This is a genomic window from Lewinella sp. LCG006 (assembly GCF_040784935.1).
Taxonomy (GTDB): domain Bacteria; phylum Bacteroidota; class Bacteroidia; order Chitinophagales; family Saprospiraceae; genus Lewinella.
Map to the genome: position 1 here is coordinate 1135911 of NZ_CP160680.1, position 19524 is coordinate 1155434.

General features: G+C 49.4%; 10 protein-coding genes. 5 read left to right on the forward strand and 5 right to left on the reverse strand.

Features of this window, described 5'->3' with window-relative positions; all coding sequences use genetic code 11:
- Window positions 1–89: 89 nt before the first annotated feature.
- Both AB0L18_RS03935 and AB0L18_RS03940 read right to left on the reverse strand, forming a co-directional pair.
- Window positions 90–1676, reverse strand: coding sequence for a T9SS type A sorting domain-containing protein (locus AB0L18_RS03935; protein ID WP_367391278.1), 1587 nt, complete (start codon window positions 1674–1676; stop codon window positions 90–92).
- 34 nt (window positions 1677–1710) lie between these two features.
- The gene (locus AB0L18_RS03940) at window positions 1711–4623 is read right to left on the reverse strand and encodes a TonB-dependent receptor (protein WP_367391279.1); all 2913 of its coding nucleotides are present in this window, start codon (window positions 4621–4623) and stop codon (window positions 1711–1713) included.
- A 784-nt stretch (window positions 4624–5407) separates the two neighbouring features.
- On the opposite strand from AB0L18_RS03940, the gene AB0L18_RS03945 reads away from it, so the two are divergent.
- The 3 genes from AB0L18_RS03945 to AB0L18_RS03955 all read left to right on the forward strand — a co-directional run bounded on the left by AB0L18_RS03945 (window position 5408) and on the right by AB0L18_RS03955 (window position 8001).
- Window positions 5408–5992, forward strand: a complete 585-nt coding sequence (locus AB0L18_RS03945) for a DUF6134 family protein (RefSeq protein ID WP_367391280.1) — start codon at window positions 5408–5410, stop codon at window positions 5990–5992.
- A gap of 34 nt (window positions 5993–6026) precedes the next feature.
- Window positions 6027–6395 (forward strand): DMT family protein, encoded by a 369-nt coding sequence (locus tag AB0L18_RS03950; protein ID WP_367391281.1) that lies wholly within the window; start codon window positions 6027–6029, stop codon window positions 6393–6395.
- A gap of 145 nt (window positions 6396–6540) precedes the next feature.
- Window positions 6541–8001 carry a gliding motility-associated C-terminal domain-containing protein gene (locus tag AB0L18_RS03955; protein ID WP_367391282.1) on the forward strand — a complete coding sequence of 487 codons (1461 nt, stop codon included), beginning with the start codon at window positions 6541–6543 and terminating at the stop codon, window positions 7999–8001.
- Window positions 8002–8183: 182 nt separating this feature from the next.
- Here AB0L18_RS03955 and AB0L18_RS03960 read toward each other — a convergent pair whose 3' ends face one another.
- A complete protein-coding gene (locus AB0L18_RS03960; protein ID WP_367391283.1) occupies window positions 8184–9047 on the reverse strand; it encodes a T9SS type A sorting domain-containing protein in 864 nt (287 codons plus the stop codon).
- A gap of 177 nt (window positions 9048–9224) precedes the next feature.
- Between AB0L18_RS03960 and AB0L18_RS03965 the strand changes: the two genes are divergently transcribed.
- The gene (locus AB0L18_RS03965) at window positions 9225–10766 is read left to right on the forward strand and encodes a DUF6503 family protein (RefSeq protein WP_367391284.1); all 1542 of its coding nucleotides are present in this window, start codon (window positions 9225–9227) and stop codon (window positions 10764–10766) included.
- A gap of 278 nt (window positions 10767–11044) precedes the next feature.
- On the opposite strand, the gene AB0L18_RS03970 is transcribed toward AB0L18_RS03965, so the two are convergent.
- Both AB0L18_RS03970 and AB0L18_RS03975 read right to left on the reverse strand, forming a co-directional pair.
- On the reverse strand, window positions 11045–12649 hold the full coding sequence (locus AB0L18_RS03970; protein ID WP_367391285.1) for a family 16 glycosylhydrolase: 1605 nt from the start codon (window positions 12647–12649) through the stop codon (window positions 11045–11047).
- A 590-nt stretch (window positions 12650–13239) separates the two neighbouring features.
- A complete protein-coding gene (locus AB0L18_RS03975) occupies window positions 13240–14244 on the reverse strand; it encodes a hypothetical protein (RefSeq protein ID WP_367391286.1) in 1005 nt (334 codons plus the stop codon).
- 217 nt (window positions 14245–14461) lie between these two features.
- Between AB0L18_RS03975 and AB0L18_RS03980 the strand changes: the two genes are divergently transcribed.
- The gene (locus AB0L18_RS03980; protein ID WP_367391287.1) at window positions 14462–18559 is read left to right on the forward strand and encodes a two-component regulator propeller domain-containing protein; all 4098 of its coding nucleotides are present in this window, start codon (window positions 14462–14464) and stop codon (window positions 18557–18559) included.
- Window positions 18560–19524 lie beyond the last annotated feature (965 nt).

The following is a 19524-nucleotide window of genomic DNA, read 5'->3' on the forward strand; positions in this document are numbered from 1 at the left end:
CGACTGCGTCGGCGGTAGCCGTCCCGAGGCTTCGGGACTAGCTTCAGCGAACACCCCCCCGCGAGGAACGAGCACCTTCGATTAAAACATTACTTGCTTACCACCACTCTGATAAACATCTTACCTTCTTCCGTTTGCAGGTTAGCAAAGTACATTCCACTAGGAACCTGGCTGAGGTTATTCCAGTTGAAAGTGTGCTTGCCCGCAGAGAGACGGCCATTGAACAAGTTGCTGACCACTTTACCATTCATATCAAAAACGGTCAGGTTGGTCTCTCCGGCTTGGCTCAGGGTGAAAGTCAGATTAGTGAAATCACCTGCGGGGTTGGGCGCAGAACGCAAGGCCAAAGAAGGGTTGTAGACGGTATTGGTAGAATTTACGGGGTAGTCGCACAAGAAACGAACCCCTAGTGCACCTCCATCGCTGGCGGCCGTAGCCGAAGCTGCGTTGGGATCGTAGCAAGGGTCAACCTGGCTAAAATCAAACAGGTAGCCATTGTCGAAAGGTGTACCAGCAAAGCTGATGTCCTCTACCATGATATCCGTGATACCTACTGAATCTTTGTAAAGAATAGCCTCCCGAGAATAAGCAATCAGCGGTGCACGGTCAGGAACATTGTTCAATTCCAATACTTCCGAGAAATACGCATCGGCAGGAGTAGCCAAAGCCGCTTCGAATTCAGGGCTCAGGATCATCGGCTGGGCAACAGAATCAAAAGTGGCGTAGTAATTCAGTACATCATCCGTCCAGAAAACATTGTTGTTACTCATTTCCACAGAAGCACCTTCTACCAGCGTGTCAATGGTGAACAAATAGTTCGTTTCATTAGCGTAGGTGATCTGCTCATTGGCCAAAAATGGGGCCGTACCCATTATAGAAGGGTTCATGAAAATATTGTCCTTGATCACCGACTCGCGGGTGTTCTTCAATTGAATCAGGCCATGACGGCCAACGTGATTGAACAGCGTATTGTTGGTGTACTCAAAGTAGTTGAGTCCTTGCTGGCGGAAGCCGATAAAGACGCGATCCAAAATATTGTACATCACACAATTGCTAATGACCACCGAATCGGCGAAGTTATCACGGGTATCTACAATACGGCCGTTGCCCTGGAAACGCTCGTAATCACCAAAATTGCGAATCTCACAGTTGGTAATGATCGTCGTAGAGTTTTCTCCTTCAATGCGGATCGTACCTTGACGGCTTTTTTCGATCGTACAGTTGTTGAAAACAAAGCGCTTGTCGTCTCCTTCCGGACGGAAAGGAGCTGTTTCGTACTGAGCGGCCTCGGGGCCTTCTTCTCCCATAATGATATAAATACCATCCCAGGTGAAGCTACCAAAACCACGATACATTGGATCCAATGCGGTACCTCCCGAAGCATTAGCTCTCGACACCACTGGCTTGCCCAATGTTTCGTCACCAAAAGCTACCAAATTCACATCGAAAGGCCATTCTGCCTGGCCAGTAAAGAAGTAAACGGCCCCGCGCTGTAGCAGGTAAGTATCATGTAATTGCTCGCCCGTAGCAGAAGTATCCGCATCAATAAAATCACTTAGATAAGTGAAAGGAAACATGGTCGTCCCGTTGATATTGGGCGGTACCTCAATAGACTGCCCCCATAAAGAGGCGGAAAAAAGGAGCAATGCGAAAAATGGAATGTAGTGTTTTTTCATCTTCAATTTTTTTGTTTAAACACGTTGATTATTATTATCTAAAAATGTATTCTGCACCAACCGTTGCCGTCATCCCGTAGCGCTCTATGGAGGTCACGAAATTTTCTGAGCGAAAGAAGTTTATCCCTTGCTGATCAGAAAGGTTGTTGAGGTTGAGGAATACATTGAAATTCCGACTGAATTTTTGTTTAAAGGCCGCATCAAAGCGCCAGAAACTCTGGTTGAAGCGGTCCTTGTCAGAAGAGGAGCTATACCCTGATAGTTTGGTGCCTTGATAGGACGTCGAAAACCGCATGGAAAATGACTTGTAATCATAGCCCAAAGAGGCGTTCAGGATGTGTTTGGCCTGACCAATCAGCTCTACCTCCCGCTGGAAGGGGAATATTTCCACCGTCGTAAAAATGAAAGGAGGTACGCCCGAAAAAGTCGTCTGCTCGTAAAACGAATTGATGGTCGTTTCCGAAAACAAACGGGTATAGTTGAAATTGAACACCAGCCCATCGAAAGGCTCGGGTAGGAAGTTCATATTCGACTGGATTTCCATTTCAAACCCCCATACATTCGACTGTGGAGAATTGGTGTAGGTCGTTAGTTCAGCACCACCAAAACCGGTAGGTGGATAGCCGTAAGCTACGGCCAGGGAATCGTTGTTCAAGCCCACAATAAAGGGGTAAAAAGCATCCGAAATATCTTTGTAAAAAACGCCGCCCGAAAGTAGTCCCCACTTACCGGAATAAGCTGTTATGAAGAAATCATAATTGGTAGACACCGACGCATTCAGCTGCGGATTACCCTCGGTGATGACCAGATCACTGGCACGATTGACCAAGGTTGCGGGTACTATATATTCATAATCGGGCCGCGCCAAAGTCGTAGAGTAAGAAGCCCGGAAATCCAACCATTCACGCGGCTTGAATTTCAGGTGGAAATGCGGCAGAAAAATGCCATAATCTCGATCTACGGTCTCGTCTCTCAGCGCACCACTCTCACCAAAGTCACCACTTAGGTCAGAGTAAATACCATTGTAGGTATTATCCGATTGTTCATAGCGGAAACCGGGGATAACCGTTAGCTTTTGCCCCAGCTTAAATTTCATCATTACATAACCAGCATAGACGTTTTCCGTAAGGTCATAGTTGTTGACGATGCCGTAGCGATTGAAGCGAAAATCATCTTGAAAGGTAGTTTTGAAATCACGTAAGCGTTGTTGCTCAAAAGAAGACAACATATTGATGGTCTGTCCATTCTGGCGGCGAAATTCTACATTCTCCTGATTGGTAAAATTGGCCATGCTGTAGTAGAAACCTCCGGTGGGATCAATTCCCGTGGCGCCCATCCCCGTAGCGGAGAAAGGAGCGAAATAGCTGTTTGGTCGCAAATAATAATTCTTCTCAAAGAACTCCTCGTAGGTACGTTCCTTGGTACTGGAAATAACCTTACCTCCAAACTTAAGGGTAGCACTGAGGTTGTCTCTGATTTTCAATGGCACTTCAAAATTCAAGAAGGCGGATAAAATATCTTCGCTGTTGCCACTGGTGATGTCACGCGATCCTTGCAGATAATCTTTGGTACCATCGCTCTTGATGTAATCAAAAAATTGGGCGGGTGTATCCCGGCGGTCGTACACCTCCTGCTCAAAGGGGCTGGATTGGTCACGAAATTCCAGTTCGAAATCGTAAGGCGTCTTTCCTATCACTTTAGACAGGGCCGCTCCCCATTCGATGTTGAGCACATTGAGGCGGTGCCGGGTAGAAATGGAGCCGGAGTATAGATCAATCGAGCTTTCGGTGATCCGGGGGCGGTAGACAATGGTATTGTTTTGCACATCGTAGCGCTCCGATTTGTTGTATTGGTCGCGCGAAGTACGGGAGTAGATGCCTAGGATAGACACGTCCGTTTTACCGCCTACTTCAAAGTCTAGTCCAAGGCTGGCATTATAGCGTTTGCGGCTTTCCTCCCGTTTTTGAAACTGTAGGTAGTTGCCTTCTTGCTTGAAGATGTCCAGCAGGGTATCCAAGACCACCGACATATCGTCGCCCCAGCCTTGGCCAATAATCTCGCCGCCGCGATTGAAGCGTTCTGCGTTGGCTGTAGCAATGATCCCCAGGCGATCGTTGAAAACCCGTCGGGTGAACGCAACCGTCGTTTTGTAATCGCTGTAAGTACCTCCCAGGTCATTGTAGCCGCCTAGGCCTTTGATGGAGAGTTTGGGTTCTTTGGGGGCCTTTAGAATATTGAGATTGATGGAACCACCCAACGCGTCGCCGTCCATATCGGGGGTCGGTGATTTAAACAGTTCGATGCCCGAGAGAAGCTCTGGCGAAATGAGCGACAAATCCACCGAACGGTCGGTGCCCGATGTAGAAGGCAAGCGAACGCCATTGATCGAGATCGCCGTAAATTTAGGGTCTAAGCCCCGCACTACGACCTTGGAGCCTTCACCACCGCTACGGTTGATGGCCACCCCTGGTAGACGCGAGATGGCCTCGGCCGCGTTGACATCTGGTAATTCTTTGATTTTTTCCGCAGAAACGAAGTTCGCAATTGCATCGGAATTTAGCTGTTGGTTAATCGCTTTGGCTTGCCCGAGTGCTTGGGCGGTTACGATAACCACCTCGCCTGAATACACTGCTGGTGCGAGGACAACTTCCAATTTAACGGTTTCACCATCCGCTATCGTTACTTCAATTTCCTGTGGTTCAAAGCCCGTAAAAGAAACAACAATCGTTTGTAAACCAACCGGAAGGTTGCTCAGCACAAAGGTGCCATCTACTTCGCTGATGGTACCCGTTGACAGGTCTGTCTTCAAGTAAATATTAGAGCCAGGCAAAGTAGAACTGCCATCGCTATCGTAAACTGTTCCTGTCACCGAACCACTTTGTGCCAGCATGCTAGCAGTGGCCGCAAAAAAACCAAGAACCATTAATATGATTGATTTAGTAGACATTGTTTTTATAAAATTTTGCAAAAGCAATCGGTGGTTTAATTTTATTTCAATCTGACTCCTCCTGACCGAAGCAAATCTAGGCAGAGCGGCAGGGAAAAAAATCTATAAATAGGGGTAAAATCGTCTAATTAGCCCGTTTTGGAAGGAAAATTTACGGGGAAGAGGGGTGGGATGACGGTTTTTGTCAGTTGGGGGGGCGTTGTGGCTCTGCTTAGTGGGAGGGATCGCTATTAATGGTTGGTTGTTTTTAGCGGTGCGGTTTTTTCCCACCTCCGTCACTGCGTGACACCTCTGCCCGAGCGGAGGATAGGGTTTGCCGCTGGGTCAGTCTATGTCCTCTGCTCGGTAGGGGTGGCCGCAGGCCGGGGGTGTCAGTTGTTGCTACTAGGGAAACTGTTTCGTTTTGGCGAGTTTTTTCCCACCTCCGTCACTGTGTGACACCTCCGCCCGAGCGGAGGATAGGGTTTGCCGCTGGGTCAGTCTCTGTCCCCTGCTCAGCGGGGGTGGCCGCAGGCCGGGGGTGTCAGTTGTTGCTACTAGGGAAACTGTTTCGTTTAGGCGAGTATTTTGACCACCTCCGTCACTGCGTGACACCTCTGCCCGGGCGGAGGATAGGGTTTGCCGCTGGGGATGGATTAGGTTTTGAGGGCATTGCGAACCACGCCAACACAGAAACGGGGCTCAATGAGATGGTGTCCTTCTTAATTTATATCGTTTAAATACCACTACCAATGCGTTTAAGGTTTTATCTTTAGTTTATTCCATTGAATTAGTCTCCCTTCATATGATGTCTGCACGATTTTTTTTGTTCTCCCTGTCTTTCTTGCTACTCGGTTCTATTGCTGCGCAAGCATTGGTTTTTAATGCTTATCTGGGCGATGACCAGATTGGTACCATGACGGTCACCCGAACCGAGACGCCTGCTGGTGTTGTTTATACTTCCGTCACGGATATTACTGTGACTTATATTTTATCGATGGACCTCGACCTGAGTTATTCCGCTCATTATGTCGATGGGCAGCTCACTAAAACGACTTTTAAATACCAGCGGAACCATAAAACCAAGGAAGCTTGCTACGGAGAAATGAAAGGCAATACCTATGCTACCTATTTTGATGATCGTACCGAACAGGTCTCTGCCAGTGAAGTTAATCAAACCCTTACGGCGGCCTATTTTGCGGAACCCACTAACCTGAAGGAGGTCTTTTCTGAGCGCTGGGGCGTGAACATTTCTTTGGTATCACTTGGTAACCGTAAATACAAAATTACCCTTCCCGATGGCAAAGAAAGTTACATGACCTACGCCGATGGTCGTTGCCGGGAGTCGCGCATTGTCTCCGGTTGGGGAGATATTGTGTTTCGGCGGTAATTTGAGCAAATGAGCAAAGCAACTTTGAAGAGTAATGAAGGGTATCTTGACGATAGGGCTTTTAATCCTAAGCAATTCATTCATGGTAATGGCCTGGTACGGGCACCTGAAGTTTACGGAATGGAAATGGTTCAGCCAATTGGGCCTGATTTCCATCATTCTGATCAGTTGGGGGATTGCACTCTTTGAGTACATGTTCCAAGTGCCAGCCAACAGGATCGGGTATCATGAAAATGGAGGGCCGTTTTCGCTCATCCAACTGAAAGTCATCCAGGAAGTGATTACCCTGATTGTCTTCGCGATTTTTACCCTGCTCGTTTTTAAAACAGAAACTTTCCGAGTGAACCACCTGATTTCATTCGTATGCTTAATTCTTGCGGTTTACTTTATGTTTAAAAAATGATTGGTGCGATCGGTATGCTGTGCAGTAAGTGCTTTAACTATTATTGCAGTAAGCAGGACCAAGTCTGACCACCTTAAATACTATTAGAATAGCTATTTATTGATAAATTTGTCACTTGTTTTATGACAAAAAGAAATTAGTAAATATGAAACTTACTGCCCAAAGGCTTGGTTTACTCACGCTGCTATATTTTGCCTCCTGCACTTATACGCAAGCTCAATTTTTCCTGAATGGCAATGCTGTTGCAACCAATGACAGTTGCTACCAGCTTACTGCTGCCGCAAATGCCCAGGCTGGCTCCTTATGGAATGGGGAGAAGATAGACCTTCGCTCCTCTTTCGAGGTTTTTGTGGATCTGTTTGTAGGCTGCGAAGACCTGCAGGGAGCAGATGGAATGGTCTTTGGCCTACAGCCCATCAGTACCTCCATTGGGGGTAGTGGAGGAGCGATCGGGTTTGGTGATGTCCAGCCTTCTCTGGGAGTAGAGTTTGATACTTACCAGAACCTGGATTTTGCGGACCCTGCTTTCGATCATATCACCATCATTCGTGATGGCATCCTCAACCACAACCAACCCCAGGGAGCATTAGCAGGACCAGTGCAGGCGAATGCCAACAATGTGAATATCGAAGATTGTGAATACCACCCTCTGCGCATTGCCTGGGATGCCGAAGCGCAAACTTTTTCGGTTTACCTCGACTGTGTGCTGCGCCTGACTTACACGGCGGATATTGTCAACGAAATTTTCAATGGCGACCCGTTCGTATTCTGGGGATTCACTTCCGCAACCGGCGGACTCAATAATGTCCATGAGGTCTGCTTTTCGTACACTTCGTTTTTGAATGAACTAGCCGATCAAACCATCTGCCCCGGCGAAGCAACTCCGCTCGAAGCTAATGGAGGCGTAAGCTACCTCTGGTCGCCAGCTACAGGATTGTCGGACACCGATATTCCAAATCCTATTGCCTCTCCCACGGAAACGACCTTGTATACGGTAGAGATTACTGACGATTGCGGAAATCCCTTTTACGATGATGTCTTGATAACAGTAGACAATGATCAATTTGAAGTAGATATCGCCATTCTTCCCAATACCGCTACCTCTTTTCCTGCAAGTTGCGAGCTGCAACTGATTGCGATCCCTACACCCGCTGGCGAAAATTACAGCTACGTTTGGTCTTCGTCTGTCAATAGTACGTTCTCCGACCCGATGGCTGATTCGACCTCTGTCGTTACTTCCTCGGATCAAGTGGGTACAGAGACCTACACCGTTACCGTCACTTCCGAAGATGGCTGTGTGCAAGAGGCGAGTTTTAGTATCGAAAATCTGGGTATTTTATACGAAGTACCAAACATCTTTTCGCCTAATGGTGATGGAAATAACGATGTCTTTGGCCTGTTTACCAAGGCCGAGCTAAATGATTACAACTGCAAGGTTTTCAACCGCTGGGGTAAAGTTGTTTTTGAAACCAGTAACATCGGGCAATTTTGGGATGGCTCCTTCAATGATAGTCCTGCGCCTTCAGAGGCGTATATTTATATGATTAACTTCCAAATTGGCGACCGACGCTTTGAAGAGCAAGGCAGCCTCACTTTGGTGAGGTAGCGAGATATTTGACCTTCGTGGTCATGAAAAGGAAGGGCTATAGAAAGGTAAATATCACCGTAAGGTAAATTGACCCAGCAGAACAAGTCTAGTTTCCTGATAAACAACATCTTAACCTTGTTAAAATAAAAATGCCGTTCCTGATTTCTCAGGAACGGCATTTTTACTAGTATCCGAAGGATTTAGTTCTTGACGAACTTCATCACCTTGTTGCCTTCTTCTGCGTAAACAGTAAGGAAGTAAGTACCAGCAGCTAGATTTCTAACATCTATCTCTTTGCTTGCTTTACCGCTCATTACGGTCTGACCCAAAAGGGTTGAAACCTGGTAAGACTGTACCTGTGCATCACTCTTGATGAACAAAGTTTCTGTAGCAGGATTAGGGAATACACTCATTGCAATTTGCAGCGTGTTCAGGTCATTAACGGAGGAAGGACCAACACCAATGGTTACGGTACCTAAGGCCGCCTCATTAGTAGGATTGGCATTTCTACCTGTTACACTGAAGCCGTACTGGATGAGTAAGCCTGCAGGCAATTCTGCTGCAGTTGCACTAACGGAAAAATCACCACTTGCAGGAAGCGGAAATACTTTTCCACCACCCAATGCATCAGCGTAGCCGTTGTTTGGATCAAGTGCTTTGATGAAAAATTTAACCTCGTATGCATCATCCAAGGTGTAACCTTGTACGGTACCTGAAAACGTAAGATCTTGACCGTTGAAGGTAGCACCTGGCTCTACAAAAGTTAAGGCTTCCATTGTTTTGGCGCCTTCACCCGTAGTTTGGTTAACCCAAAAAGCATCACCAGCGTTTTCAGCGTAAGTGTTAAAATTGGGTTGTAAGGTCAATGTATTGTTGGCCGTATTGAGCGTCGATTTCAATGCAGGAACCTCCCAGCTAGAGCCAAAGTTGTAAGATCCATCGAGATTAAAGACATTCATGTAGCCAATCCAGTTGGAGCTTGCATTGAACTCTACATTATTCTGCCCCACTAGCAGCGGTAGCGATAAAAGGCAAAAAATGATACTTGTAAAAACAGTTTTCATAATACACTATTTTGTTGTTAAAAAAGAGGGTGTAATATAAGGTAAATTCTGCTATTTTGAGACAATACGGTTTGCCGTTTTCTACAATGTCTGACGGCTTACTTTCTGCAATTTAGCTATCTTAGGGCTTGCCTGGTAGGGGAACCTCAGCCCTTTTACCTTAACCTCCAAGTCGTTATGGAACTTATTGATTTTTGGTTGTTACTAAATACCAAACACTTAAAGTGGGTTGTTTGTTGGTTTTTATTGTTTCCGTCCTTACTTCATGCGCAACTGAACCTGCCACCAGCGAGTGCGCCCGCAAGATTGGAAACACAGATAGGACTGACTCATTTTACACTGAGTTATCACCGACCGGGAGTGAAAGGGCGTGTGATTTTCGGGGAACTTATTCCTTACGGAGAAGTCTGGCGTACGGGCGCTAACGAAGCAACACTGCTGCATTTTGATCGAGAAATCAGTATCCTGGACCAACAGCTACCAGCTGGCACCTATGCGCTTTATACCATTCCCCGCCAAGATGCCGAATGGACGTTGATCCTAAGTAGCGATACGACTTTGTGGGGTGCCCGCGGCTATGATCCGGCAAAAGATGTGTTGAGGGTAGATTTGCCTACGAAAACCCTACCTGAGCGTATAGAAACGATGGAGTTTCGGTGGATGAACATCACGCCCGCCAGCGCAGAACTGACCTTGGAGTGGGAGCACACCCGGCTGGCGATTCCGGTGTTGCTGGCGACTCATGACCAAGTGAAAAAACTAATTAACCAGTCTTTTGGTGCCAGTACCACTGGCCCGGAATACTACGCCGCCGCCCGCTATTACCTCGACAATAACCTGGACTTGCAGCAAGCCAAAACCTGGATGGACCGCCGCCAGGAGCTGGATGGCGATCAGTTTGGCGTCATGCGTTACCATGCCATCATCGAGCGCAAATTGGGTAACCTCTCCGCCGCCGAGAAGATCATGGCGCGTTCGCTGGAGCTGGCCGAGGCGGCTCCCAACCCTCACTACGTGCGCATGAATACCCAAACCCTCCGCGAGTGGAACAAAGACCTGGCACCCTATTTCAGTGGCTCCCAACTGCTGGAAAAAGCCATCGCCTACCACGACCCCCAGGCGCAGTGGGGCGTACAGCCGCTCACGTTGAAGCTCTACGAATCGCGCCCCGGAGGCAGCTACCGCCGCTCGGAGGTCACCATGGATGAAGGACAGGAGGTGTTTAAACTCGCACAAATCAGAGGTCGCGACGAAACCTATCGGGAATACAATGCTGCCGGCTGCACCTTTAGCCTCAATGGACGTACGACCGACTTCACCCCCGAAGAACTTCGCCAGCACCGCTTGAGCTGCGAGGCGGGCAAGGTCTACCGCAACTACTATACCTACCTCTGGGGCCTACCCATGAAACTGCGCGACCCCGGTACCATCATCGACGACAACGTCCACCGCGTAGACTTCTTCGGTCAGGAGCTGCTGGAAATGAAAGTCACCTATCAAGAAGAAGTAGGCGGTGATACCTGGTACTTCTACTTCCACCCGGAAACCTACGCCCTAAGCGGCTACCGCTTCTACCACGACGAAGCCGCCAACGACGGTGAGTACATCCTGCTAGCGGACGAAGCCCAAATAGGGCCATTCCGGATTCCCGCCAAACGGCATTGGTACACCCACGGCGATCGGCAGTATTTGGGGAGTGATGAGGTGGTGGAGGAGTGAGTGTTTGTAGAGGGATACGGTTTGCTTTACTTATCTGGGGTAGAGGTGTCCAATCTGGCTGGTTTGATTTGTCGTACATTCACGGCCCAACCCAACAGCATCGCATTTTTGACGCTTAATCGAACCTCCTGGAATCGCAACCTTACCATGACTAATCGTGGTGTGCAAATATTCCTGCCACCACCAGAGTCCTAAAGGGGTGATATATACAGGGGTAGGAATATGAGTCCTACCCCAGCACAAGGTGGGTTATATCTACGTGAGAGCCTCCGCACCCCCTACATCTTCATCACCTTACGCGTCACCTGCTCACCGCCCAGCTCAAACACCAGCACATAGGCTCCTGCTGGGTAGGCCGACCAATCCAGCGTCAGCGAGGTCGTATCCTGGCGGAATTGCTGTAGTAGCACCTGCCCGTTAGCGGCATACACCTTCACTTGTGCGCCCACCAGTGTGGCAGGAATAGTGATGTTCAGCGGCCCTTCCACCGGATTGGGGAAGACCTCGATCTGCTCCAATTCTTCGGTAGACGAGGTAGTGCTGGTACCTTCCTGGTATACCCTGATGTAATCAAGCACCATGGGGCTTTGCGTAAAGCCCGCCGCTACTTCGCCCTGGATCGCTACGTTGAGTAGTAGGTACTGGTCCGCATCAAAGGGCCAGGTAGCCGAGTTGAGGCTACTGGGGGCATAGGTGTAGTATACCGCTCCGTCAATGCTGAAGCGCATTTCTTCCGGGGTCCATTCCAAGGCGTACACGTGGAAGGTATTAGAAACATCCTCTGCCAGGGTGCCGCCGTAATTTTGCGTAGCACCGGAAGAGGAAGGCGTGTGCAGGGCACTTTGGACAAAATTTTGGTTGTAACCCCAGTGTTCCATGATGTCAATTTCACCGCAGGCAGGCCAGCCGGTGGTGCCGTGGGTGTTGGCCCAGTAGCCGCCGGGTTCGGTAACATTTTTACCCAGCATCCAAATGGCGGGCCAGGTGCCCAACCCGAAAGGTAATTTTGCTCGGGCCTCTACCCGCCCGTAGGTAAAAGCAAATTTGGAATTGAGCCGCGCCGAAGTGTAAGCTTTGGTATGCCCCTGGTCCGTGAAGTTTTCCCGCTTGGCTACGATGTGCAGGAAGCCATCCTCTACATAGGAGTTGTCCAGGCGGTTGGTGTAGTGTTGTAGCTCGTTGTTGTACCAACTGAAACCATTAGGCAGTTGGGTCTGGTGGTGCCATTTGGTGGGATCCACGGGGCCATTGCCGTCAAATTCATCGGCCCAGACCAGTTGGTTGTAGATGGAGCCTTCGCCGGTATCAACACCGTAAATAAAGTCATCGATGTAGGCCGTAACGAGATCATTGTTGTTCTCGCCATTTACCTGAAGCACCACCCGGTTGAAGTCGCTGCGTGTAACCGGGTGCGGCGAACCTTCGTTGAGGTTTTGGTGGGGGTCACTGGCGAAATTAAAGATCACCTCTTGCCATTGATCCAGTACGATGGGCTTGATAACTTCACTTTGGGTCGACCATGGTTCCGCCAGATCGCCGTCCTGTAGCTTGAGCGATACCTGGTTGGGCTGGTTACCGGTGATGCTACTTGAAGGAACGTAGATTTTTAAGGCAAAAGAAGGTTTTGCTGCCAGGTCGAAAGTCCCGTTAATATCAAAACGGATATTGGCATACTGTCCGCCACCGTCCTGGTACTGTAAAACCGTCGACGAGGGATTGATCCCTTGCTGAAAAGGATTAGCAAAGGCATTGTCCATGCCACAGTCGTCGCCCGTCCAGTTGGTGATGGTGCCATTGCCCTCAAAGTCATCTTCGACGGTCTGCGAAAATCCAAGTAGAGGAACAAAAAAAAGAAGGCCTAGTAGAAGGTTTAACTTATGCACGATAGTAAAGCTTTTGAAAGTTGAGTAAAACCATAAAGGTAGGACTAAATAGGCCTTCCTGCTAACCCTTATTTTGCAATGACTAAGTCATTAAAAGGACATATAACCCAAACTTCTGGTATTCGATGATTCATTTGGGACCATGCCATCCGTTGTGTTACAGATTCATCCTCCGCCCGGGCGCAGGTGTCACGCAGTGAAGGAGTTGGGAGAGTCACTGGTCTAAACGAAACAGCTTGCCTAGTAGCGACATCTAACACCCCCGGCCTGCGGCCACCCCCGCTGAGCAGGGGACAGAGATTGACCCAGCGGCAAACCATATCCTCCGCCCGGGCGGAGGTGTCACGCAGTGAAGGAGTTGGGAGAGTCACTGGTCTAAACGAAACAGCTTGCCTAGTAGCGACACCTAGCACCCCCGACCTGCGGTCACCCCCGCGGAGCAGGGGACATAGACTGACCCAGCGGCAAACCATATCCTCCGCCCAGGCGGAGGTGTCACGCAGTGACGGAGGTGGGAAGTGACCATCAAACCATCAACCAACAACCATCAACCATTTTAAAGTCGGATGTATTCACAGCACCCCGCACCATCAGCTCCCCTCATAAACCGGCCCCGCATTTCGGATATTGATGATCTTCTTGAGCATGTCAAACCAGAAAGGGGCACCTAGGGAGATCGCAAAAGTGGTGAGCAACAGGCCAATGAGTTTGTTGAACAGGACAGGAACATTACTTTTTACAGTGCTCCACTCCGCTTTTGTCCAACCCAGCCCCAGCGGGGAATTGGCTCCGTTGACCATCACTACCAGCGAATCCACTTGTGCCAATAGGCGCTCATTGTGTAGCAGCAATAAACTGTCGTAGCGGGCGGTATCCGTTTGCTGAGCGGCGGAGTCAAGGCTTTGTTGGATGTCATTGATCTGTTGGTTGAAGCCATCGTAGCGTTGATCCACAAAATCCTGCGCCAGTCCAATGATGGCCTGCTCTTGGGTAGAACCCGCCGCCACTGCCGACATCTTTTGATAGATCGACAAGGTATCTGCATTCATGTACATGGCCACCAGTAAGCCCACGACCATGATGATTTTGTGGGTATAGGATTTGTACCAGCCAGATACGCGACTCATTACCTGATCGTACCATTGTTCTAGTCGAGTTCTGAATTTGGTGAGGTCATTGCCTGTTTCGGCCAGACAGTCCAATAAGAATTTTTTCAGCTTCCCGTCTTCCATGGCATTGATGGTGGCGGTGAGTTGCTTCACGTCACTACCATCTAATACATGCAATAAAATACTAGAAAAAGTAGCCGCACTCATGTAAGAAGGATGGGCCATGTGGTTGGTCGACTGTTTGTTTTTTTCCTGCACCATGTCTCCGTAAGAGGGGTGGCTTTGGAATTTTTCCAGTATCGACTTGTCCAGCTCTAGCGCGCCTTCTGTGGTTTTCTCGTTGGTAAGCATCTGGTCGATGGCGTGCCCAAAGTGTTTGCTACGCATGGAAAACCAGCTGGCCAGTGCTTCCTGAATGGCCGAAACCATCAAGCTGAGAATAAGATACACGAGGATGAGGCCAATGGCCGTGGTGATGATAGACATTGAATAGGGGTGTTTGGTAAATCTTATTAAAGATAGACAATGAATGGAAACTACTCAAATTAGGTTGTCCGTAGAGCGTAGCTAAAACACCGCAAGAACCCTTATCTTGGTCTTTTATTGATTGCGCCCATTCTTGATTAGTGACGGATTAAACCTGCCTACCTGCGGTAAACGGGCACTTATTTCCGTCTTTTTACTTAGGTAAAGCAGTGAGCAGATGTACACAAAGTGGTTGTTAATTTTTGGTTGGGTATTTTTTCTTTTCACCTGTTCCGATGCACAAACGGTGTCCTTCCAGTATTTGTCCAAAAAGGAAGGCCTCTCCCAGACGTCCGTTTTTGCCATAGTACAGGACGATGCGGGCTTTATGTGGTTTGGTACCAGAGACGGCCTCAATAAATTTGATGGCTATGAGTTCAAAATCTACCGCAATGACACGACACCTAACAGCTTAGTCGCCAACGATATTCGCTCGCTCTATGCCGATACGCTGCACCATCAGCTTTGGGTAGGTACCATTTCCGGACTCAGCTGTTATGACCCTTCCACCGATAAGTTTTCCAATTACTACCATCTTGAAGACGATCCTTCTACGCTAACCGATAATGTGATCAGGCATATCTATCGCGACCGCAAAGGCCGTTTATGGGTTGGTACTTCTGTAGGGTTGAACCTTTTTGACGAAAAGACCAATGCTTTTCGGCGCTTTTATTTTTCCAATAATGCTTCTCCTCAATTGGGGAGCAACGACATTGAAACCATCCTCGAAGACAGCCAGGGGCAGTTGATCTTTGGCACCGCCAGCGGCTTGTATTTTTTGCCGGCAACGGATAACAACTACGCCTTTCAGCGATTAGCCCTGCCTCCGTCTTCCTGGCCTACGAATATTCACATCAAAAGCATCCTGGAAGATGCGGCGGGCAACCTCTGGCTCGGGGCCCTTAAAGATGGGGTCGCTTACTGGAATCGGGCTACCCAAACCCTGACCATTTACCGCAACGAGAAAAACATTGCCAATGTATTAAGTAACAACAATATCCGAGCCATGTGCCTCGATGGCAATGGCGACTTATGGGTAGGTACCTTCGATGGTCTGAATGTATTGAAAAAGGGAACCAACGAATTTATCCGCTACAAGAAAGCTACTGCGGGCAATGACGGACTGTCCGATAACTCTATCCGTTCCCTTTTTATCGATCAGCGAGGCAGCTTGTGGGTAGGAGCCTACTACGGAGGTATCAACCATTTTGATGAAAACTACAATAGGTTCACCAATTTTCATTACGCTCCTTCCGGCGATGGCCTGGGTGCCGATGTGGTCAGCTCCTTTGCGGAAACGCCCAAGGGGAACCTATGGATCGGTACCGAAGGAGGTGGCCTGAATTTCTACGACCGCAGTACGGGGCAATTCAAACAATACCCGGCGCAGCTACAGCAAGGTAATGCGCTGAGTGGCAACAATGTAAAGCAGTTGCTGCTTGATGGGGAACATCTTTGGATTGGTACCTTTCAGGCAGGCCTTAACCTGCTGGATATAAAAACCGAAACTTTTCACCATTACCAACACGATCCACTAGTCGAAAACACCTTGGCCCACGATAATGTCTATGGCCTGAAAAGAAAGGGGCATTACCTGTGGATACTCACCTATGGCGGAGGATTGGACATCCTGGATTTGCAGCAGGAGCGTTTTCATAACTTTCGGCATGATGACCTGGATAGCAACAGCCTGAGTTCTGACCTCGCCAGGGTTTTTCTGGAAACCCACGGCGGGCAACTCTGGATTGGTACCGAAAGAGGGGTGAATAAAGTGATCTTGGGTGAAGATGGTTTTCCCTCCCGTTTTGAGGCCTTTCTGACCAATGAGAAAATTTATGCCCTTCAGGAAGACCGTAAGCAAAACATCTGGGTGGGCACTATTAGTAGCGGTATTTATCGCTTTGCGCCAACAACGGGCCAGCTCGATCATTTTACGGTAGCTGATGGGCTGCCGGGCAATACCATCTTTGGTATCCTGGAAGCCGCCAATGGGGAATTATGGATAAGCACCAACAACGGCCTTTCCCGGTACAATCCACAGCAAGGGTCATTTACCAACTACAATTTTTCCAATGGTTTGGAAAACCTGGAATACAATTTCAACGCCTATTACAAAACCCGCGCCGGCGAACTGCTCTTTGGAGGGATCGATGGCTTCACCTTGTTTGATCCAGAAAAAATTCTGGCCAACGAGTTCATCCCGCCCCTCGTTTTCACCCAATTGAAGAAAAACAACCGGGAGGTCATCATCGGCGAAGAGGAGAGTAGCTTGCAGCGGAGCATCAACGAAACCCAGAGCATCACTTTCAAATACAACGAAGCCAATTTCTCCCTCAGTTTTGCTGCCCTGGATTACTTTAGCCCCGAAAACAATCACTATGCCTACAAGCTGGAAGGCCTGGACCGAGAGTGGAAATACAGTGTGGGAAAAACCGAAGCTTCCTACACCATCCAGCGGGAGGGTACTTATGTTTTCCGCCTCCGTGGAGGCAACAGCGATGGCGTCTGGAATCCCAAAGAACGCACCCTCGAAATCATTGTCTTACCGCCACCCTGGCGCAGCTGGTGGGCTTACTTGATTTATCTGGCGCTGGCCAGTGGCCTGGCTTTTGGACTGATTCGTTTCGTACGCTTACGGCACAAATTACAGTTGGAGCAAATTGCCAAAGAGCAGCAGGAGGAATTGACGGAGATGAAATTACGCTTCTTCACCAACATCACCCACGAATTTCGTACCCCGCTGACGCTCATCCTCGGCCCACTGCAAGAGCTCTTGAGCAGAGAGAAGCACCCGGAGCCCGTTTTTCAACAACTGTCACTCATTGAACGCAATGCCCAACGCCTGCTCAATTTGGTCAACCAGGTACTGAATTTCCGAAAACTGGTGACCGATCACGAGACGATGAAGATCGTCCAAAGTGATTTTGTCAACTTTCTTGGTGAGCTGTTTTTGCCTTTTCAGGAAACGGCCAAGTTGAAAAACATCACCTATACGTTTGTCGCCGAAACACCGGCGGTCAATCTCTGGTTTGATCAGGATAAGTTGGAAAAAGTGTTCTTCAACCTGCTGTCCAATGCCTTCAAATTTACACCACCAGGAGGCAAAATAACCCTACTCCTTACCGAAAGTGAGGAGCACGTGGAGGTAAGGGTAAAAGACAATGGAGTTGGGGTGAGCCCGGAGTTGGAAGACCAGATTTTCAAGCGGTTCTACGAAAAATCCAGCATCACCCATTCCAATATCAAAAGCACGGGGATTGGGCTGGCTATTTCCAAGCAGATGGTAGAGCTTCACCACGGAAAAATCTTCGTTGAACCCACACGAGACAACAACGATGAAAAAGCCAAAGGAGCCACTTTCGTGGTACAATTGCTCAAAGGCCGTAGCCACTTTTCGGAGGAAGAAATTTTTACCGATTACTCCGACCCGGAGGAAACGGCAGATTATGAACCCATGCTATCCCCCCCTCCTACCTTGGAAGTAGCGCCAGATCAGGGAGCAGCACCAACGGTCCCTTCTTCAGAGGCACCTCTTCTGCTTATCGTAGAGGACAATCCAGAAGTGCGCAATTATATTGAGCAAATCTTCGCGGGGCAGTACCGTCTGATCAGCGCAGAAAATGGCCGCGAAGGATTGGTGATGGCCAAAAAGCACCTGCCCGATCTGGTTATCAGTGATGTGATGATGCCCGAAATGGATGGTATCACCTTTTGCGGCAAGCTGAAAACCGATTTGGAGATCAGCCATATTCCCGTGATATTGCTGACGGCACGAACGGCCTCCCTCTTCAAAATCGAAGGCCTGCGGATTGGCGCCGATGATTACATTACCAAGCCTTTTCACCCCGAAGAGTTGGCCTTGCGGGTACGCAACACCATCCAGTCGCGGCAGGAAGCCCGAGATAAATTTGCCCGCGTCCTCAATTTTGACCCCAAGGAAATCAGCATCACCTCGGCCGATGAACATTTTCTGGAAACAGCGCTCCAGACGGTTGAACAGCACATGGGCAACTACGATTTTAATGTGATCCAGTTTGCCGAAGAATTGGCGGTAAGCCGCCCCCTTTTATTCACAAAGCTAAAAGCACTCACCGGCCAAACGCCCAACAACTTCATCAAAACCATTCGGCTGAAGCGCGCCGCGCAGCTGCTGAAGACACAAAAGCTCAACGTCTCGGAAGTCGCCTATCAAGTCGGGTTCAAAGACCCCAAATATTTCCGAAAGTGTTTTCGCGAGAAATTTGACGAAGTACCCTCCGCTTTCGGCAAGGATTAAGTTAGGACGACAGCCACTGCCCCAACGCCCCATATCCTCCGCCCGGGCACAGGTGTCACACAGTGACGGAGATGGGAAAATACTCGCCCAAACGAAACAGCTTGCCTAGTAGCTACAACTAACACCCCCGGCCTGCGGCCACCCCCGCTGAGCAGGGGACAGGGACTGACCCAGCGGCAAACTCTATCCTCCGCTCGGGCGGAGGTGTCACACAGTGATGGAGGTGGGAAAATACTCGCCTAAACGAAACAGCTTGCCTAGTAGTGACACCTAACACCCCCGGCCTGCGGCCACCCCCGCTGAGCAGGGGACAGAGACTGACCCAGCGGCAAACCATATCCTCCGTCCGGGCGCAGGTGTCACACAGTGACGGAGGTGGGGGAAAACCTCGCCAAGACGAAACAGCTTGCCTAGTAGCGACACCTGACACCCCCGGCCTGCGGCCACCCCCGCTGAGCGGGGGACAGGGACTGACCCAGCGGCAAACTCTATCCTCCGCTCGGGCGGAGGTGTCACACAGTGACGGAGGTGGGGAAAACACTCGCCTAAACGAAACAGCTTGCCTAGTAGCGACATCTAACACCCCCGACCTGCGGCCACCCCCGCTGAGCAGGGGACAGAGACTGACCCAGCGGCAAACTCTATCCTCCGCTCGGGCGGAGGTGTCACACAGTGATGGAGGTGGGAAAATACTCGCCTAAACGAAACAGCTTGCCTAGTAGTGACACCTAACACCCCCGGCCTGCGGCCACCCCCGCTGAGCAGGGGACAGAGACTGACCCAGCGGCAAACCATATCCTCCGTCCGGGCGCAGGTGTCACACAGTGACGGAGGTGGGGGAAACACTCGCCTAAACGAAACAGCTTCCCTAGTAGCTACAACTAACACCCCCGACCTGCGGCCACCCCCGCTAAGCAGGGGACAGGGACTGACCTAATGGCAAACCATATCCAAATACAAGCAGA

Coding starts and splice junctions, on each gene's coding strand:
- AB0L18_RS03935 (WP_367391278.1), bottom strand. CDS start 1,676: ATGAAAAAACACTACATTCCATTTTTCGCATTGCTCCTTTTTTCCGCC.
- AB0L18_RS03940 (WP_367391279.1), bottom strand. CDS start 4,623: ATGTCTACTAAATCAATCATATTAATGGTTCTTGGTTTTTTTGCGGCC.
- AB0L18_RS03945 (WP_367391280.1), top strand. CDS start 5,408: ATGATGTCTGCACGATTTTTTTTGTTCTCCCTGTCTTTCTTGCTACTC.
- AB0L18_RS03950 (WP_367391281.1), top strand. CDS start 6,027: ATGAAGGGTATCTTGACGATAGGGCTTTTAATCCTAAGCAATTCATTC.
- AB0L18_RS03955 (WP_367391282.1), top strand. CDS start 6,541: ATGAAACTTACTGCCCAAAGGCTTGGTTTACTCACGCTGCTATATTTT.
- AB0L18_RS03960 (WP_367391283.1), bottom strand. CDS start 9,047: ATGAAAACTGTTTTTACAAGTATCATTTTTTGCCTTTTATCGCTACCG.
- AB0L18_RS03965 (WP_367391284.1), top strand. CDS start 9,225: ATGGAACTTATTGATTTTTGGTTGTTACTAAATACCAAACACTTAAAG.
- AB0L18_RS03975 (WP_367391286.1), bottom strand. CDS start 14,244: ATGTCTATCATCACCACGGCCATTGGCCTCATCCTCGTGTATCTTATT.
- AB0L18_RS03980 (WP_367391287.1), top strand. CDS start 14,462: ATGTACACAAAGTGGTTGTTAATTTTTGGTTGGGTATTTTTTCTTTTC.